Origin of the sequence: Microbacterium foliorum, assembly GCF_006385575.1 — a bacterium.
Taxonomy (GTDB): domain Bacteria; phylum Actinomycetota; class Actinomycetes; order Actinomycetales; family Microbacteriaceae; genus Microbacterium; species Microbacterium foliorum_B.
In genome coordinates this window covers 1,184,739-1,202,349 of record NZ_CP041040.1, presented here as the reverse complement: position 1 = coordinate 1,202,349, position 17,611 = coordinate 1,184,739, and the positions used below count along the sequence as shown (strand labels likewise).

General features: G+C 67.3%; 20 protein-coding genes. 9 read left to right on the top strand and 11 right to left on the bottom strand.

Going from position 1 to position 17,611, the window contains the following annotated elements; translation table 11 throughout:
• Positions 1-3: 3 nt before the first annotated feature.
• Positions 4-546 carry a Dps family protein gene (locus FIV50_RS05755; RefSeq protein WP_140036599.1) on the bottom strand — a complete coding sequence of 181 codons (543 nt, stop codon included), beginning with the start codon at positions 544-546 and terminating at the stop codon, positions 4-6.
• Positions 547-643: 97 nt separating this feature from the next.
• Here FIV50_RS05755 and FIV50_RS05750 point away from each other — a divergent pair, with 97 nt between their 5' ends.
• The 3 genes from FIV50_RS05750 to FIV50_RS05740 all read left to right on the top strand — a co-directional run bounded on the left by FIV50_RS05750 (position 644) and on the right by FIV50_RS05740 (position 2,037).
• Positions 644-1,183 carry a GNAT family N-acetyltransferase gene (locus tag FIV50_RS05750; protein WP_258184438.1) on the top strand — a complete coding sequence of 180 codons (540 nt, stop codon included), beginning with the start codon at positions 644-646 and terminating at the stop codon, positions 1,181-1,183.
• Between the two features lie 77 nt (positions 1,184-1,260).
• Entirely contained in the window at positions 1,261-1,560 is a 300-nt protein-coding gene (locus FIV50_RS05745; RefSeq protein WP_140036598.1) for a Fe-S cluster assembly protein HesB, read from the top strand.
• Between the two features lie 132 nt (positions 1,561-1,692).
• Positions 1,693-2,037 carry a LysR family transcriptional regulator gene (locus FIV50_RS05740; RefSeq protein ID WP_042542034.1) on the top strand — a complete coding sequence of 115 codons (345 nt, stop codon included), beginning with the start codon at positions 1,693-1,695 and terminating at the stop codon, positions 2,035-2,037.
• A gap of 3 nt (positions 2,038-2,040) precedes the next feature.
• Here the strand turns inward: FIV50_RS05740 and FIV50_RS05735 are convergent, their stop codons facing one another.
• The 3 genes from FIV50_RS05735 to FIV50_RS05725 form a co-directional block, all read right to left on the bottom strand.
• Entirely contained in the window at positions 2,041-3,705 is a 1,665-nt protein-coding gene (locus FIV50_RS05735) for an ABC-F family ATP-binding cassette domain-containing protein (protein WP_140036597.1), read from the bottom strand.
• 101 nt (positions 3,706-3,806) lie between these two features.
• The gene (locus FIV50_RS05730) at positions 3,807-4,343 is read right to left on the bottom strand and encodes an isochorismatase family protein (protein WP_140036596.1); all 537 of its coding nucleotides are present in this window, start codon (positions 4,341-4,343) and stop codon (positions 3,807-3,809) included.
• A 5-nt stretch (positions 4,344-4,348) separates the two neighbouring features.
• The gene (locus FIV50_RS05725; RefSeq protein WP_140036595.1) at positions 4,349-4,912 is read right to left on the bottom strand and encodes an alpha/beta fold hydrolase; all 564 of its coding nucleotides are present in this window, start codon (positions 4,910-4,912) and stop codon (positions 4,349-4,351) included.
• Between the two features lie 236 nt (positions 4,913-5,148).
• Between FIV50_RS05725 and FIV50_RS05720 the strand changes: the two genes are divergently transcribed.
• Positions 5,149-6,255: a N(5)-(carboxyethyl)ornithine synthase gene (locus tag FIV50_RS05720; protein WP_140038653.1), complete on the top strand. Its 1,107-nt coding sequence runs from the start codon at positions 5,149-5,151 to the stop codon at positions 6,253-6,255.
• Between the two features lie 20 nt (positions 6,256-6,275).
• Here FIV50_RS05720 and FIV50_RS05715 read toward each other — a convergent pair whose 3' ends face one another.
• Entirely contained in the window at positions 6,276-8,054 is a 1,779-nt protein-coding gene (locus FIV50_RS05715) for a GNAT family N-acetyltransferase (RefSeq protein WP_140036594.1), read from the bottom strand.
• An 84-nt stretch (positions 8,055-8,138) separates the two neighbouring features.
• Here FIV50_RS05715 and FIV50_RS05710 point away from each other — a divergent pair, with 84 nt between their 5' ends.
• Positions 8,139-8,918, top strand: a complete 780-nt coding sequence (locus tag FIV50_RS05710) for an alpha/beta fold hydrolase (RefSeq protein ID WP_140036593.1) — start codon at positions 8,139-8,141, stop codon at positions 8,916-8,918.
• A 76-nt stretch (positions 8,919-8,994) separates the two neighbouring features.
• Positions 8,995-9,285 carry a hypothetical protein gene (locus FIV50_RS05705; RefSeq protein WP_258184437.1) on the top strand — a complete coding sequence of 97 codons (291 nt, stop codon included), beginning with the start codon at positions 8,995-8,997 and terminating at the stop codon, positions 9,283-9,285.
• Between the two features lie 63 nt (positions 9,286-9,348).
• Here FIV50_RS05705 and ychF read toward each other — a convergent pair whose 3' ends face one another.
• Together ychF and FIV50_RS05695 are read right to left on the bottom strand one after the other, a co-directional pair.
• Complete coding sequence (gene ychF, locus FIV50_RS05700; protein ID WP_056376106.1) at positions 9,349-10,422, bottom strand: redox-regulated ATPase YchF; 1,074 nt, start codon at positions 10,420-10,422, stop codon at positions 9,349-9,351.
• Positions 10,423-10,471: 49 nt separating this feature from the next.
• Positions 10,472-11,221 (bottom strand): class I SAM-dependent methyltransferase, encoded by a 750-nt coding sequence (locus tag FIV50_RS05695; protein ID WP_140036592.1) that lies wholly within the window; start codon positions 11,219-11,221, stop codon positions 10,472-10,474.
• A 59-nt stretch (positions 11,222-11,280) separates the two neighbouring features.
• On the opposite strand from FIV50_RS05695, the gene FIV50_RS05690 reads away from it, so the two are divergent.
• Entirely contained in the window at positions 11,281-11,874 is a 594-nt protein-coding gene (locus tag FIV50_RS05690; RefSeq protein ID WP_140036591.1) for an exonuclease domain-containing protein, read from the top strand.
• A gap of 44 nt (positions 11,875-11,918) precedes the next feature.
• Complete coding sequence (locus FIV50_RS05685; RefSeq protein ID WP_140038651.1) at positions 11,919-13,271, top strand: DNA recombination protein RmuC; 1,353 nt, start codon at positions 11,919-11,921, stop codon at positions 13,269-13,271.
• A gap of 2 nt (positions 13,272-13,273) precedes the next feature.
• Here FIV50_RS05685 and FIV50_RS05680 read toward each other — a convergent pair whose 3' ends face one another.
• Positions 13,274-13,570, bottom strand: coding sequence for a hypothetical protein (locus FIV50_RS05680; protein WP_140036590.1), 297 nt, complete (start codon positions 13,568-13,570; stop codon positions 13,274-13,276).
• Positions 13,571-13,727: 157 nt separating this feature from the next.
• On the bottom strand, positions 13,728-14,714 hold the full coding sequence (glpX, locus tag FIV50_RS05675; protein ID WP_053095530.1) for a class II fructose-bisphosphatase: 987 nt from the start codon (positions 14,712-14,714) through the stop codon (positions 13,728-13,730).
• A gap of 182 nt (positions 14,715-14,896) precedes the next feature.
• Between glpX and fbaA the strand changes: the two genes are divergently transcribed.
• Positions 14,897-15,925, top strand: coding sequence for a class II fructose-bisphosphate aldolase (fbaA, locus tag FIV50_RS05670; RefSeq protein WP_053095529.1), 1,029 nt, complete (start codon positions 14,897-14,899; stop codon positions 15,923-15,925).
• Between the two features lie 83 nt (positions 15,926-16,008).
• Here fbaA and FIV50_RS05665 read toward each other — a convergent pair whose 3' ends face one another.
• Together FIV50_RS05665 and FIV50_RS05660 are read right to left on the bottom strand one after the other, a co-directional pair.
• The gene (locus FIV50_RS05665) at positions 16,009-16,539 is read right to left on the bottom strand and encodes a DUF6264 family protein (protein ID WP_140036589.1); all 531 of its coding nucleotides are present in this window, start codon (positions 16,537-16,539) and stop codon (positions 16,009-16,011) included.
• A gap of 278 nt (positions 16,540-16,817) precedes the next feature.
• Complete coding sequence (locus tag FIV50_RS05660) at positions 16,818-17,609, bottom strand: IclR family transcriptional regulator (protein ID WP_140036588.1); 792 nt, start codon at positions 17,607-17,609, stop codon at positions 16,818-16,820.
• Between the last annotated feature and the right edge of the window lie 2 nt (positions 17,610-17,611).

Below are 17,611 nucleotides of genomic sequence, written 5' to 3'. Positions count from 1 at the left end.
AGGTCAGCGACCGGCCGGGGTGCGGTTCTCGGCGCTGACCATCCACGCGAACTGCTCGAGGCTCTCGAGCACCGCGTGCAGGATGTCGGCGGATGTGGGGTCTTCTTCATCGACCTCGTCGTGCACGTCGCGGATCGTCGCCACGACGGCATCCAGACGCGCCGTCACGAGATCGATCGTGTCGGTCGTCGAGACCTCACCCATCGGGAACGCCGGAAGCGACGTCGACTCGGCGATCGTGTCGGTACGTCCGTCGGGCACCGCGTGCAATGCGCGCATGCGCTCTGCGACCGTGTCGCTGAATGAGCGGGCGGCGTCGATGATCTCGTCGAGCTGACGATGCGTGTCGCGGAAGTTGCGGCCCACCACGTTCCAGTGCGCCTGCTTGCCCTGCAGTGAGAGCTCGATCAGGTCGACGAGCACCAGCTGCAGATTGGCGGCGAGCGTCGCGGATGCCGTGAATCCCTTCTCGGCGTTCTGTCGTCTGGTCGTCTTCGCTCCGCGCTTGGATGCGTTGCCGGTCTTGGACGCGGTCTTCTCAGCCATGGAGTCCTCCTGGGGTTCGGAACTGCGAGGCTAGCTCCGCGCACCGTCCGGATCGAGGGGGTTGACAGTCCCCCCGGTCGCATCAGATCGTGGCGCAGTGACGAATTCAGAAAGAGCCCAGACCGACAGCGACGAGAACGCGACAGACGTGGTGATCGGGCCCGTCTCAGAATCGGATGCGGGTGAGGTGCTCACCCTTCAGAGAGCGGCGTTCGTCTCGGAGGCGCAGATCTACGGCAGCGCCGACATGCCCCCGCTGACCCAGACCCTGCCCGAGGTCGAGGCCGAGCTGCGCTCGAGCAAGGGGCTGACAGCCCGCCAGAACGGCCGGTTGGTGGGAGTGATCCGATTCGTCGAAGCTGACGGAGTGCTGCTGATCGGCAGGATTGCGATAGCTCCCGACACGCAGGGCGAGGGCATCGGACGCACTCTGCTGGACGCAGCCGAGCGTTCGTCGACGGCCCGTGAGGCCGAGCTCTTCACCGGCAGCCTGAGCGAGGCGAACATACGTCTCTACAAGGCGTGCGGCTATGAAGAGGCGGAGCGGGTGCCGCAGGGCGACGGAACCGAGCAGGTGTTCCTGAGAAAACCTCTGCATCAGGTGGGAGACCGCTCCGAACCGGGCGCGTCGGGTTGAATCGCCCCCGGGGTGTGCGGAATCGTAGCCCGGACACGTCGCACCCGCGGCGTGACAGCAACCGGAAGGAGAGTCTCGTGCTCACCCTCACCGATAACGCCACCGCAATCGTGAACACCCTCGTCAGCCGTCAGACCGACGCCACCGACGCAGGCCTTCGCATCCACTCCACGCCTGCTGCCGGACCGGACGGAGGCGCACGCCTCGCGGTCCTCGTCGCCCCGGACCCCGAGCCCGATGACCGGGTGGTCGAGGTCTCGGGCACCCGACTCTTCCTCGATGAGACCGCTGCAGCCGCGCTCGACGACAAGGTGCTCGACGCCGGCGTCGACGACGAAGGCTCCGTATCGTTCGCGGTGCTTCCGCAGGTCGCCTGAACGAGAGAATCACCGGATGCCGCGGCTCATCGAGCCGCGGCATCCGTGCGTCTGGGGCACGCGCGCATCCGCCTCGCGTAGGTTAGACAGAGACCCGCGATCGTCGCGGATCGAGAAGGATCGTTCACCCGCATGAAGCTGGCATTGCTCCGTCGCTACGTCGTCGTCGCCGAGACGCTGCACTTCCCCCGAGCCGCCAAGCAACTGGGCATCCCCCTGGCATCGCTCTACACCTCTCTCGACAAGCTCGAGGACGAGGTGGGGCACACCCTGATCAACCGCGAAGGAACACCGCGGCTGACGAGCGTCGGCGAGTTGTTCCTCGTCGAAGCTCAGGCGACGGTGGCCGCTGCTCCCCCGCCTGCACCGAAGACGGCCGGCCCGGCCGGCGGCAAAGCCAAGGCGTCCAAGGGCAAAGGCCGCGCGCCCGTCGTGAAGGGGCAGCCTAAGCCGTACAAGAAGCGTCAGGGGCGCTGAGCCTCAGAGCTCGCTCACCTGGCCGTTCTCGACGCTCCATCGACGGTTCGTCTGCACGGCCTCCAGCATGCGCCGGTCATGCGTCACCAGCAGCAGCGTTCCCACGTACGACTCGAGCGCCTGCTCGAGCTGCTCGATCGCTGGCAGATCGAGGTGGTTCGTGGGTTCGTCGAGCACCAGCAGGTTGACGCCACGCGACTGCAGCAGGGCCAGCGCCGCCCGGGTGCGCTCGCCCGGAGACAGGGCGCCGACGGGACGAGTGACGTGGTCGGCTCTCAGGCCGAATTTGGCCAGCAGGGTCCGCACCTCCGCCGAAGACAGTTCGGGAACGAGAGCCTCGAACGCGTCCGCGAGCGCCGCGTCACCGATGAGCAGCGAGCGGGCCTGATCGATCTCACCGATCTGCACGCTGCTTCCGAGACTTGCGGTCCCGTCGATCGGCTTCTGCCGCCCGAGGAGAGCGCGGAGCAGCGTCGACTTGCCTGCTCCGTTCGGACCAGTGATCCCGATGCGGTCGCCGGCATCGATCTGCAGCGAAAGCGGCCCCATGGTGAAGGTCCCCTGCTGGAACACCGCGCCGCTGAGTGTCGAGACCACGGTGCTCGATCGAGGCGCCGATCCGATCGTGAACTCCAGCTGCCACTCCTTGCGAGGTTCCTCGACCTCGTCGAGGCGCGCGATCCGGCTCTCCATCTGACGCACCTTCTGCGCCTGCTTCTCGCTCGACTCGGCCGATGCCTTGCGTTTGATCTTGTCGTTGTCGGGCGACTTCTTCATGGCGTTGCGCACACCCTGGCTCGACCACTCTCGCTGCGTGCGGGCGCGGGAGACGAGGTCGGCCTTCTTGTCGGCGAACTCGTCGTACTTCTCCCGCAGGTGCCGGCGCACGACGGCTCGTTCCTCGATGTACGCGTCGTATCCGCCCCCGTAGAGGCGATTCGATCCCTGAGCGAGATCGAGCTCGAGCACACGAGTCACACTGCGCGCCAGGAACTCGCGGTCGTGGCTCACGAGCACGACACCGCCGCGGAGTCCACGGACGAACGACTCGAGTCGGTCCAGTCCGTCGAGGTCGAGATCGTTGGTCGGCTCGTCGAGGAACACGATGTCGAAGCGCGACAGCAGCAGCGCGGCGAGGCCGACTCGAGCGGCCTGACCACCGGACAGCCCGGTCATGAGCGCATCGGATGCGACACCGCTCCCGCTCGGGAGCCCGAGGTCGGCGAGCACCGCGGGGATGCGTTCCTCGAGATCGGCCGCGCCGCTGGCGAGCCACCGGTCGAGCGCCTGCGAATAGGTATCGGCCGGGTCTGTGCCCGCCGGCGCGAGCGTCGGGTCTCCGAGCGCCGCCGCAGCGGCATCCATCTCGCGCGTGGCCGTCGCGCAGCCGGTGCGGCGCGCGATGTACTCCGCGACCGTCTCACCTTCTACTCGCTCGTGCTCCTGAGGCAGCCAGCCGACGAACGCGTCAGTCGGTGCGAGCGAGATCGACCCTCCCATCGGCGCATCCACGCCGGCGAGAAGGCGGAGCAGTGTCGACTTGCCCGCTCCGTTCGCACCGACCACGCCGATCACATCGCCGGGAGCGACCGTCAGGTCGAGCCCCTCGAAGAGAATGCGGTGGCCATAGCCGCCTGCCAGGTTCTGGGCGACGAGGGTAGCGGTCATCAGACCATCATCTCAGGCGCGCGATGGCATCTCAGACTCGGGTCGCGGTTCAGGAATCGTCTTGTTCCGCGGTGCCTTCGCTGCCGAGTCGACGCGCGCTGTCAGAGCGCGACCTGATCGTGCGTGGCGATCGCGAACTCCTGCCCGGGATACCGCAGCCCCGAGAAGTACATGTTGGTGTGTGCGACGATCTGCTCCCCCGAGATCGGCACGCCATCCCATTCGGTGTCGGCCGTGGTGTGGGCGTCGCTCACGAGCGTGACGTCGTAGCCCTCTGCCGCTGCCCGCTGCATGGTGGTGCGCACGCAGAAGTCGGACTGCGCGCCGGCGATCACCAGACGCGTCGCACCCAGCTCGTCGAGCGTCGCTCGCAGGGTCGTGTCGGCGAAGGAGTCCCGGTAGTCCTTGCGCACGAGGGGCTCACCCTCTGCGCGGTGCAGAGGAGCCGCCAGCTCCCACTCAGGGGTGCCCACGCCGACGGGGTCGTGATGCACCCAGACGACGGGCACTCCGGTTGCGCGAGCCCTGTCGACCAGGGCTGCAGTGCGTGAGAGCACGCCCAGTTCGTCGAAGCATCCGGGTGTCACGCCGGCCTGCAGATCGATCGCGAGGACGACGGTGCGGCCGGTCGCTGCCATCGAAGTCAGTCCCAGTCCAGGTATTCCTCGATGATCACGCCGGTCTCGATCGGGTGATGCATCGGGAACAGGTGGTCGCCTGCGATCGTCTTGATGCTCGATCGGTCGGGGATCGTCGCCTGCAGTGCTTCGGCGTTCGCCGCGGGGGTGTCGGTGTCTTCGGTCCCCTGCACGATGAGCACGGGAATCGCCGGCGCGACCGCGATGTCGACGTCCTCGACACCGAGCAGAAGCAGACCGTTGGCCCGGTCGCTGTGCGCCGCCACCAGCGCACGTGCGATCGTGCCGCCGAAGCCGTGACCGCCGACCCAGGTGTCTTTGATGCCGACGTGATCGATCACGGCGATGACGTCATCGACGCGCTCGTCGAGCGTCGCCTCGGAGTCCGACCGGTGTCCGATCCGCAGCACATGGAAACCCGCCTCCTCCGCGAGGTAGTGCGCGGCGACGCCCAGAACGTCGGCAGCGAGCCCCTGCTCCTGGATCAGAACCAGCTTGACCGGCCCGTCTCCCTCATCCACGAAGGGGATGGCGCGGCCCTCTGGCTCGAAGATCTGGGTATCGGTCATGCGCGCGCGGCTCCTCGTTCGGCTGTCAGGGATCGACATCAAGCGTAGTCGAGCGCGTCTGCCGAGATCGGACTGTGCGACCCCTCGCGCGCCCAGGGGCGTAGAGTCAGGCCAGGAGCTGACTCTGGTTCCCCGAAGATGGGAACCCGTTGTCCGACACGACACGTTCGTCCGCCGTCCACCCCTCCACCTCCGCACAGGGCCTTCTGACCCTCGGCGTACTGGCGAACTCCTCGATGGAGAATGAGCGACGCCTCCCCATTCATCCCCGTCACCTCGACCGCATCGACGCGGACATTCGCGCTCGCATGATCGTCGAGCGCGGCTATGGCACGGACTTCCAGCTCGAGCCGGGCTACATCGAAGCCCGCGTGGGACGCGTCGCCGACCGGGCAGAGGTGCTCGCCTCCGCCGACGTGCTGCTGCTTCCGAAGCCGCAGCTCGCAGACGTCGCCGAGATCGCCGAGGGGCGGATCCTCTGGGGCTGGCCACACTGCGTGCAGGACGTGACGCTCACGCAGACCGCGATCGACAGCCGCCTGACGCTGATCGCCTTCGAGGCCATGAACCATTGGACCGCGCAGGGTGACATGAGCCTGCACGTCTTCCACAAGAACAATGAGCTGGCCGGCTACTGCTCGGTGATCCATGCTCTCAGCCTCGTCGGTTCGACCGGTGACTACGGGCCCCGGCTTCGCGCGGTCGTCATCGGCTTCGGTGCGACGGCACGGGGCGCGGTGACGGCACTGAACGCGCACGGAGTGCATGACATCGAAGTCCTCACTCAGCGCGGGGCGGCGGCCGTGGGCTCCCCGATCCACAACTCCCACCTCACTCAGCTCAACACCGACGACGGACCCACGCACCTCAGCGAGGTCGACACCGAGGACGGCCCCGTGCTCCTCCCCGACTTCCTGGCGACCTACGACATCGTCGTCAACTGCACTCTGCAGGACGTCGCAGCGCCGTTGACGTATCTGCGCACCGAGGACCTCGACCGCTTCGCATCGGGCAGTCTGATCATCGATGTCTCCTGCGACGAGGGCATGGGATTCGAATGGGCGACACCGACGACGTTCGACGATCCGATGTTCACGGTGGGACAGGGCCTCAACTACTACGCGGTCGATCACAGCCCGTCGTACCTGTGGAACTCCGCCACCTGGGACATCAGCGAGGCTCTGCTGCCGTTCCTCCGCACCGTGCTCTCCGGTCCCGAAGCATGGGCCGAGAACTCGACGCTCACACGCGCGATCGAGATCCGGGATGGAGTGATCCAGAACCCCAGCATCCTGAGCTTCCAGGGCCGAGCAACGGAATACCCGCACGCACTCGTCGCGTAGCGGGGATCCGAGCTCGCGCGCTAGATGTGCCGTTTCAACCCGACGTGCGCGGTCTGGTATCCGAGTCGGGCATAGAACGCGCGCGTCCGATCCCGTGCCTCGTCTGTGGTCACCTGCGCCAGTCGCGCGCCCCGCGCACGACCGAATTCGTGTGCCCACTCGAGCATCGCCGTGCCCAGGCCGCGTGACCGCTCCCCTGGCGCCACTCGCAGTCCCTCGATCTGCAATCGGGTCGAACCACCACGGGAAAGGCCCGGGATGACCGTCAGCTGCATCGTGGCGACCATGCGGTCGGCACTGTCGCGGACGACCCCCAGATAGTTGGAACTGTCACGAGCGACCGCGCTGAAGGCCGCCTCGTATCGCTCGAGTTCGACGCTCTCACGGTCCGATCCGAACTGATCGTCGAACAGCAGCGCTGCGATCGCCTCGATGTCATCGCGGCTCGCACGCTCGAGCCGGAAGGTTCGATCCGCCACCTGCAGCCGTCCACGAACAGACGACCGCGCGTCCGCCTGCAGCCTGGCGACGAGCAGGTCGAGCCATCCGCCGACGCTGGCGCGAGCCTCGACGGTGTCGGGATAGCGGCATCGCAGGTGCAGCCCCGACTCATCCAGGATGAACCACAGCATGACGCCGTCGGTGTCGGTCGCTGCGCTGACGTACTGGGCGTCGAGCCCGACAGAGTCGATGCGCACGGGCAGCCTGCGCAGGTCCAGCCACGAGATCGCGAACATCCCGGGCGCTACGGGCATGCCGCCCCACGGAGCGAGCACGTCTGCGAGCGGCCACGCACCGAGTTGCACCGCCTCCTTCACGGCTGCCGCCGCCGCGTGCGGTTCGGCGACATCCGACTCGAGGACGGAGTTGGTGATGAACCACCCGACCGAGTCATGCCACGTGTCCTCGAAGCGGCTGTGCACGGGGAACACGGCTCGTAGCGGGGTGCCCGCCATCTCGCGCGTCACCGCGGTCATCGCGACCACTGCGCGTGCGAGGGTCGAGACACCGTCGTCACGGGCCTGCGCAGCGAATGCCGCGGCGTCGTCGACATCGAACACGTCACGCACTTCCACGCGCTCGCGGTGCTGCTCGGGCGCTCCCAGCGGCAAGGGGAACTGCGGCATCACACCCCCGCTGTCCTCGATGATGTCTTCCCACCGCTGACGCACGCGGTCTGGCGCAGCATCCCGATCCAGCAGTGCCTGCGTGTGCTCGACGAACGCCGGTGCCGGCGCCGGCTCCGGCACCGGCACCGGCTTCGCGCCCGCCGTCCCCGTGTCGAGCGCAGACAAGAGGTCGCGCGCGATCACCAGCATCGACCACATGTCGACGTGCGCGTGATCCGCAGCGATCACGACCGTGAGTCCCGCCGCAGTCTCCAACACGCACAGCCGGTGCGAAGGATGCCGGTATGGCGAACACGCCGCGTCGAGAACCTCCCGCAGCGCGTCGTTGACGGCCTGACCAGGGGCCACCTCATGCTCGACCCAGCTTCCGGGGCCGATCTCGATCTCGTGCAGCATCGGATCACCATCAGCACCGGGCGCGAATGCCGATCGCAACGTGCCGTGACGGGCGATGACAGCCAGCCAGGCCTCGGCGATCGACTCTCGCCGAGTCGGCGCGGGCAGCCGGAACGACAGCGCCATCCAGGATCCCGGTCGATCGCCGGCTCCGACATGGATCCGCTGATCGAACGACACCGGGAGGGGGCGTCCGAGCGCAGACGCGCTGACGTCGTAACCCCAGAGCCGTCCGAACGGGAGGCGGAGGTGCGTGACGTTGGTCAGTCGCATGGGCAGTACCTTATCGCCCCCAGATAACCTGAAAATTACACGCCTGCCCGACCCGACGCGGCAAGTCACCGATCGAGGAGCCCGATGCCCACTTTCGAGGTAGCCGGAGCCGAGTTGGCTGTCGCCCTGAGCGATGAAGGCGGACATCCGGTCGTCCAACTGCATGGCCTCACGTCGAGCCGGGCCCGCGATCGGGTGCTCAATCTCGACCTCGGTCGAGGCCTCAGCGGAACTCGATTGCTGCGGTACGACGCACGGGGCCATGGTCGGTCGACCGGGCGCAAGGTCTCGGAGGACTATCGCTGGCCGAACCTCGCCGAGGATCTTCTGCGATTGCTCGATCGCTGGTTCCCGGGCGAACCCGTCCACGGGGTCGGCCCCTCGATGGGCGCCGCGACTCTCTTGCATGCTGCGTCGCGCGAGCCCGACCGCTTCACCGGGCTCACACTCATGGTGCCGCCCACCGCCTGGGAGACCAGGCCCGATCAAGCCGCGATCTACCGGACGGCGGCAGCGCTCATCGAATCCGACGGTGTCGAAGCGTTCCACGCCGCCACGCGCGGATCGACACCACCCCCGGCCACCGTCGGTGCGCCGGAGACGTGGCCGGACGTCGCCGACGCTCTCCTGCCGTCGCTGCTACGCGGTGCGGCAATCAGCGACCTGCCTGCCCCTGAGTCCGTCGCGCGAATCGATGTGCCGACGACGATCTTGGCGTGGGTGGACGACCCCGGCCACCCACTGTCGACCGCGGAATCGCTTGCCGAGCTGCTCCCGAACGCGACTCTGACGGTCGCTCGCACCCCGGGAGAGGTCGAAGCCTGGCCCGAGGTCTTGCGTCAGGACGTCGACCGTCGCGGCTAGACCTGCTGTTCACGCCGAGTGATATCTTCATGCGGTGAGGCCAGAGTTCCGAGATACCGCAAACGCGGCTTTCGTCGTGACCATCGTCGTGGACATGCCGATCACCAAGCTCCATGCACTGGACGTCATCGCTTTCGCGGCGGACAGTGCCATCGGAGACGCACGCACCGCGTCCCCTCGGGTGCCGCTTTCCCCCGACGCCTGGGCAGAGGTGCAGATTCCACGCTTCGCCGATCCGCCGCCGATCGCCATCGACGTCTGCTCTGACGCGAGCGTCGACGTCGCGCGCGCCGCCGCCGACCGCCTCACGGAGGCATTGGTGCAGGTCGGCTGGACCGTGCGTGCTCGACGTAGCGACGAGATCTGATTCGCGACCCGCGGCTTCGTACGAGCCGCCCCCAGTCTGGCCAGCACTCGGGCAGGACCCCGCTCAGTTGTTGAAGCGGAACTCCACCACGTCGCCGTCCTGCATGACGTAGTCCTTGCCCTCGAGACGGGCCTTGCCCTTGGAGCGGGCTTCGACGACGGAGCCGGTCTCGACGAGGTCGTCGAATGACACGATCTCGGCCTTGATGAAGCCCTTCTCGAAGTCGGTGTGGATGACGCCGGCGGCCTGTGGGGCCTTGGATCCCTTGGGGATCGTCCACGCGCGCGCCTCCTTGGGCCCGGCCGTGAGGTAGGTCTGCAGACCGAGGGTGTCGAAGCCGATGCGGGCGAGCTGGTCGAGACCCGACTCATCCTGGCCGGTCGACGCGAGCAGCTCCGCGGCGTCCTCGGGGTCGAGGTCGATCAGCTCGGACTCGATCTTCGCGTCGAGGAAGATCGCCTTCGCAGGAGCGACCAGAGCGGCGAGCTCCGCCTTACGCGCATCGTTCGTGAGCACGCCCTCGTCGACGTTGAAGACGAAGATGACGGGCTTGGCCGTGAGAAGCCCGAGCTCGCGGATCGGGGTCAGGTCGATGCCGGCGACGGACAGCAGCACGCCGCGCTCGAGAGCATCCTTGGCCGCGTTGGCGGTCTCGAGGACGACGGGCTCGATCTTCTTGCCGCGCACCTCCTTCTCGTACCGCGTGATCGCCTTGTCGACGGTCTCGAGGTCGGCGAGCATGAGCTCGGCGTTGATGGTCTCCATGTCGGATGCCGGGTTCACGGCGCCGTCGACATGCACGACGTCGTCGTCGGCGAAACCACGCACGACCTGGGCGATCGCATCGGCCTCACGGATGTTCGCGAGGAACTTGTTGCCCAGCCCCTCGCCCTCGCTCGCGCCGCGCACGATTCCGGCGATGTCGACGAACGACACCGCAGCGGGCAGGATGCGCTCGCTGCCGAAGATCTCGGCGAGCTTGTCGAGACGCGGATCGGGAAGATTCACCACCCCGACGTTCGGCTCGATCGTCGCGAACGGATAGTTCGCCGCGAGCACGTCGTTCTTGGTCAGAGCGTTGAAGAGGGTGGACTTGCCGACATTGGGCAGGCCGACGATTCCGATAGTGAGAGCCACGGGGGTCGAGTCTACCTGGCGTGGATGCGCAGTCCCTGCGGGATGCCGGTCAGGCGCGCACGGCGCGGAACGCGTGCGTCACGTAGGGGAGGTCGATCGTCGCCTCGCCCTCGAGCCCCAGCTCGTCGAACAGGTCGTCCATCTGCCGTGTGATCTCCGCGCGCTCGTCGGCGGGGGCGGTGATGAGGTAGCTGCGTGAGAGCGCCATCTGGTGCAGTCTCGCCCTGCTCATCGGGCGGGCCCACTCCCACTGCTGCTTCTCGACATACGTGAAGGGCGCCTCGATGCGTGGGCCATCGGAACCGGGGCCGTTGACCATGTTCTCGGCCGCACTGCTGTGCATGATCTCGGTCAGACGGCGCACCCACTCCACGCGCTCGTCGCGGATGTTCCAGATCAGCCCCAGGACTCCCCCGGCGCGGACGACCCGTCCGAGCTCGGCAGACGCGGCTGACGGCTCCACCCAATGCCACGCCTGACCGAGCACGGCGGCGTCGACGCTCGCGTCGGGCAGCGGCATCCGCTCGGCGGTTCCCTGGAACGTCGGAACGCCGGGGACGCTCCGGCGCAGGGTCTCGAGCATGGTGGCATCGGGGTCGACCGCCACGACCTCGGCGTCCGGTGCCTGAGCGAGCACGCGCGTGAGCTTGCCCGTGCCCGCGCCGACATCGACGATGCGACGAGAGCCGTGCGGCATCGGCTCGAGCATCCAGGTGACTGCCTCGAAGGGATAGTCGGGTCTTCCGGCCTCGTAGTTCGCGGCTTCGGCGCCGAAGGATGTCGCTCGGTCGGTACTCATGTCGCCAGCCTACGGCGAGTCATCCTGGGGCGTCTCGGATGCCGGGAGAGAGTGGGGATGTGCCACTGGACTTCACCGCTATCGACTTCGAGACGGCGAATTCCAGCCCCGCCTCAGCCTGCTCCGTCGGCCTCGTGCGTGTGCGCGATGGCCGGATCGTCGCGACGGCCGGATGGCTGATCCGCCCGCCGGCGGGGCACGACGAGTTCCAGGAGTGGAACACGAAGATCCACGGCATCCGTGCGCACGATGTACTGGACGCGGCCACCTGGTCGGATCAGTTCGACCGTCTCTGCGCCTTCGCGGGTGCAGACGTGCTCGTGGCGCACAACGCGGGCTTCGACCTCAACGTGCTCCGGCGCGCGTCGGAGGCCACCGGCGGCGACTGCCCGCCGTATCGTTCGCTGTGCAGCCTGCAGGTTGCACGCAAGACCTACGAGCTCGAGTCGTATCGGCTCCCGAAAGCTGCCGAGGCTGCCGGATTCACCGGATTCACCCACCATGACGCGCTCGCTGACGCGCTCGCCTGCGCGCACATCATCATCGATGCCGCCCGCAGGAACGGCGCATCCGACGTCTTCTCCCTGGCCGATGCGCTCAAGCTGCGTGTGACCGATCCGGTCGTCGTGACTCCGGAGCGTGCCGTCGCCTGAGTCGCACCGGACGAATGTCCGTGGCCGAGCGCATCATGGAGCACATGGATGCTCTCACTCTCGTTCTCCTCCTGGCCGCTCTCGTGGCCGGAGCCGCAGTGGGATGGTTCCTCCGTGGCTCCCGCGGTGCGGCGGATCTCGCTCGTGCCGAGGCAGAGCTCGCCGCCGCCCGAGACGATCGCGACCGGCAGTACGACCTGTATCGGGATGCCGTCGAGCACGCGAGACTCGAGCAGCGCGCTGAGGCGCAGCGTGTGCAGCAGCAGAATGCGGTGCTCACGGCTCTCGCCCCCGTTCGCGAGAGCCTGCAGCAGATGCAGCAGAAAGTGTCGGCCATCGAGCAGGAACGGCATGCGCAGTTCGGATCCCTCGCAGAGCAGCTCAGGCGCGCGCAGGAGTCCGACGAGGCGCTGCGCTCGACGACCGAGTCGCTCGCCGGAGCGCTGCGGTCGACAGCCACACGCGGCGTCTGGGGCGAGACCCAGCTGCGCCGCGTCGTCGAGGCCGCGGGGCTGATCCGTCACGTCGACTTCGACCTGCAGTCGACCATCTCGTCTGATCGGGGTCAGGGGCGCCCCGACATGGTGATCCGCCTGGCCGGCGGCACGTCGATCGCAGTCGACGCCAAGGTGCCGCTCGACGCCTATCTCGAGGCGTCGGCGCTGCCGATCGGAGACGCCCACGAAGCTCAGCGGCGCACGCACATGCAGAAGCATGTGAAGGCTGTGCGTGCCCACATCGACGCACTCGCGAAGAAGGCCTACTGGTCGGGTCTCGACGCGAGCCCCGAGTTCGTCATCTGCTTCCTGCCGAGCGAGTCGCTCCTCGCTGCGGCCATCGACGAAGACCCGACGCTGTTGGACTACGCCTTCAGCAAGAGAGTGGCGCTCGCGTCGCCCGTGAACCTGTGGGCGGTGCTCAAGACCGTCGCCTACAGCTGGACCCAGCAGGAGGTCTCGACCGAAGCACGAGCACTGCTGAACCTGGGAACGCAGCTGTACGACCGACTCGGCGTGCTCGCCGGCCACGCAGACGACCTGCGCCGTGCGCTCGAGCGTACGGTCGACAGCTACAACAGGTTCGCCGGCTCCCTCGAGAGCCGCGTGCTCGTGACAGCCAGGCAGTTCCCCGGCATCAGCGCGTCGACGCTGGACGCGGTTCCGCCCGCGGTCACGGCACAGACTCGACGTTTCACCGCTCCCGAACTCATGGTCGGCTCAGAGCAAGATCGCGAGTCGAACCGTGACATCCACCACCCGGATGCCGAGACATCCGACGAACCGGGTGCCTCGATTCAGGCCGACGTCGGCGACGTCCGCTCCCGCTTCGGCAGCGCAGAGCCAGCCCAGACAGGGTCAGCCTTCGGGGCGATCGAACCCGAAGAGAGCCGCAACTGACGTCAGGCGATGCCCGGCACGCCGCTGAGCAGGAGGATGACGAGGCCGCTGGTCACGACGAAAGCGCCGATCATCCACCAGGAGCTGATCTCGTGCCCCTCATCGAGGCGCTTTCGGAACAGCACGTCAGCGCGGCGAGCGGGGTCGGTGACAGCGGTCGTGACCACAGGCGGCGCCGGCGTCCCGGTCGGAAGAGGCACCCCAGCCTCATCGACGTTGATTCGCATGATTCGACCGGTGGGCGTCGTCACGATCTTGGTCGGCGCGGCCTTGGAACCACTCGTGTGCTGCGTTGTCATCGGTCTGCCCTCCTGTGCCTGCGGTGCCTGGCGGCTCCGTCGACGGCGACAAATCCAGTGACAATTGTGACACGGACGCGCGAGAAACCTCGGCTCGGCGCAAAGCACGGCGGTACCGGGTCGGTAACGATGACCCGTTCCGCTCAGCTCGCAGAGATCAGAGCCACTTCGAGACGAGGTGCTCCGAGGCGATCCTCCGCAGGGTTCCCGATGCACCGCGCAGCACGACGCTCTCGGTGTAGATGTATCCGCCCTCTCGCCGCACGCCGGCCACGAGCTGACCATCCGTGACGCCGGTTGCGACGAAGATCGTGTTGTCTCCGCGCACGAGATCGTCGGCCTCGTAGACCTTGTCCATGTCGAGGCCCGCATCGATGCCGCGCTGGCGCTCGTCGTCGTCGCGGGGCCAGAGCCTCCCCTGGATGTGCCCGCCGAGCGCCTTGATCGCACACGCCGTCACGATCCCCTCGGGGCTGCCTCCGACACCCACGCACATGTCGGTGCGGGCGGCGTGACGGGCCGCGTTGATGCCACCGGCGACGTCGCCGTCGCTCATCAGTCGCGTACCGGCGCCGGCATCCCGGATCTCCTGGATCAGCTGCTCGTGACGCGGGCGGTTCAGCACCGAGACGACGATCTCATCCACCGGCTTGCCGAGAGCTCCCGCGAGCTTGCGGATGTTCTCGCCGATCGGGAGGCGGATGTCGACCACTCCGACGCCGGCGGGGCCGGTGACGAGCTTGTCCATGTAGAAGACACTCGACGCGTCGAGCATCGATCCGCGGTCGGACACCGCGATGACGGAGAGCGCGTTCTGACGCCCCGCCGCAGTCAGAGACGTGCCATCGATCGGGTCGACCGCGATGTCGCACTCCGGGCCGCTGCCGGTGCCGACTTCCTCGCCGTTGAAGAGCATCGGCGCGTTGTCCTTCTCGCCCTCGCCGATCACGACTCGGCCCTGGAAGGCAACAGTTCCGAGGAACGCCCGCATGGCATCGACGGCTGCACCGTCGGCCGCCTCCTTTGCACCACGACCGATGAAGGGAACAGCACGGATGGCGGCTGCCTCAGTGGCCCGCACCAGCTCCATCGCGAGATTTCGATCGGGACGAAGGGGGCTCAGATCCGCTGTAAGACTAACCATGCGGTCAGCCTAACCATCTGGCGGGCCTGGAACGCCTGTTTTCGACCAGGCAACGACGAAGGAAATGCGATTCTTAACGTGGGCGCAGGAGGAGGTGGTCGAACGGTCCGCTCCGACAGCATCCGACAGTCAGCCCCGATAGAGTGACTGCTGTCCCGGCTTCCCAAATCGCAGGAGTTCTCATGCCCGTCGCCACCCCGGATCAGTACGCCGAAATGCTCGACCGCGCGAAGGCCGGCGGCTTCGCCTACCCGGCTTTCAACGTCTCGAGCTCGCAGACGATCAACTCGGTCCTCCAGGGCCTGACCGAGGCAGGTTCCGACGGAATCATCCAGGTCACGACCGGTGGAGCGGATTACTTCGCCGGCCACACGGTCAAGGCACGCGCGACCGGCGCGCTCGCCTTCGCCCGCTTCGCGACCGAGGTCGCGAAGAACTACCCGATCACCGTCGCGCTGCACACAGACCACTGCCCGAAAGACGCCCTCGCCGGCTTCGTCGAGCCGCTGATCTCCGCCTCCGAAGACGAGGTCAAGGCCGGGCGCAACCCGATCTTCCAGTCGCACATGTGGGATGGCTCGGCCGTCCCCCTCGCGGAGAACATCGAGATCGCCAAGGATCTCCTCCCCCGCATGAAGAACATCAACGCGATCCTCGAGGTCGAGATCGGCGTCGTCGGCGGCGAAGAAGACGGTGTCGCTCACGAGGGATCCAACGACGCGCTCTACACGACCTTCGCAGACGTCGACCAGGCCGTGCAGGCGCTCGGCCTCGGCGAGCAGGGTCGCTACATCGCCGCTCTCACGTTCGGCAACGTCCACGGCGTGTACAAGCCCGGCGGAGTGAAGCTGCGCCCCGAGCTCCTCGGCGAGATCCAGCAGCAGGTCGCCGCGAAGTACAACACCGGCGCGAAGCCGCTCGACCTCGTCTTCCACGGTGGCTCGGGCTCGACGGACGAAGAGATCGCCCTCGCGGTCGCCAACGGCGTCATCAAGATGAACATCGACACCGACACGCAGTACGCATACACCCGTGCGATCGCCGACTACATGTTCAAGAACTACGACGGCGTCCTGAAGGTCGACGGCGAGGTCGGCAACAAGAAGCAGTACGACCCGCGCGCCTGGGGCAAGATCGCCGAGACGGCCATGGCTGCTCGCGTCGTCGAGTCCACGCGTCAGCTCGGCTCCTACGGACAGTCCCAGAGCTGACGTCCTTCCGACAGCGAGGTGCCCCCGGCCGATCGGCCGGGGGCACCTGTCGTTCAGCCGCCTACTGCCCGGCTGTCTTCCGCCTACTGCCCGGCGGTGTTGGCGACGAAGTCGATGAATGCCGGATCGTTCATCAGCGGAATGGCCGCGCAGACCGACGCCACGAGCAGGGTGATGGCCGCACCGACGAGCGGCACCCACCAGGAGAGTTTGCGAGTGCGCAGTCGACGGATGGAGAAATACGCGGTGAGCGACCAGCCGACAGCGAGGACGATCGCGGCGATCGTGCCCCAGGTCCTGCCCTCGGCGTAGTTCGTGAAATCCCCATCGACGCCGAGCACGCTCATCATCTGATTCATCGCAGTGGCGAAGTCCAGGTATGACAGGCCCGTCATGACCACGTTCACCAGACCGTAGGCGAGCAGAGCGATCGTCACGAATCGATCGACCGGGCGCGCACGCGCAGCGGCCGAATCGACCCTTGCGCCGTCAGCCGGTGCCGGCGCTGCACCCACCTCGACGGCGGGAACCTCATCCAGCGGAGGCAGCCCTGCTGCCCTTCGCTGCTCATCGAGGGTCGCGATTTCGCCGTACTGGGGCCGCTGGTCCGTCATCCCAGCATGCTAGTCCGATCGGCTAGGAGGTCCTCACAGACTGCGAGCGCCGAACATGATGGCGGCCCCGGAGGAGTGGGGACTCCTCGGGGCCGCGGACTCGGAACGCTGGGGACGCTCGTCATCCAAGTGGGTCGAGGAACGCTGGGGACGTTCCACCACCGGTAGCGCCGATTGCACAGACGACTACACCTCACATGTTAGGGAAAGCGCGTGCCCGAGCACCAGTGGCACTTCTTCAGATAGTGAAGAGCCGCAACACGGCGGGGCGGCGATCGTCAGAGCGAGGTCGCGAGACGGGATGTGCTTCCGCCCAGTGCATCCGCACCCAACTGCAGCGAGAGCCGCCGCGCCACCACCTTGAGCTTCTCGACGAGGCCGTGCTCGAGACGCGGATGACCCACCGGAAGCGAGACCGCGAGTGACGCCCGGACGTTCGGAGCGATCACCGGAACGGCGACACAGGCATTGCCGATCGCGTATTCCTCGCAATCCACGGCGAATCCCCGACAACGATCGAGCGCCGCCAGCAGAGCACGCGGGTCTCTGATCGTGCGAGATGTGAGCTGCTCCAGCGGGTGACGCGAGAGATAGTCCATCCGCTCCTCGCGACTCAGATCGGCGAGGATCTGCTTGCCGAGCGCCGTCGCGTGCGCGCTCGAGTCGAGACCGACCGACAGATCGATCCGCGTGCTGCGAGCAGCATCCACGATGTCGACGAGGTGCAGCTCGCCATCCTCGTAGCGGGAGAGGTACGCGGTGGCGCCCACTTCCTCCGTGGCGTGGCGCAGCGCGGCGCGGACGTGGGCGAAGAACACGCCGCCCGCATCGGAGTGCTTCCGAAAAGCCGGGAAGTTCTCGCCGAGGACCAGACCGTCGGGTTCGGTCACGAGGTAGCCCTCGTGCACCAGCGTCCGCACGAGGTTGTATGTCGTACCCGGGGTGAGACCGGTCCGCGCCGCGAGAGTCTTGACCGGCACCGGCCGTGACGAGTTCGCGACCATGTCGACCAGTCGGAGAGCACGTTGCACTGAGCCGATCAGCGTGGGCGCCGCCTCTGTGGCGGCCACCG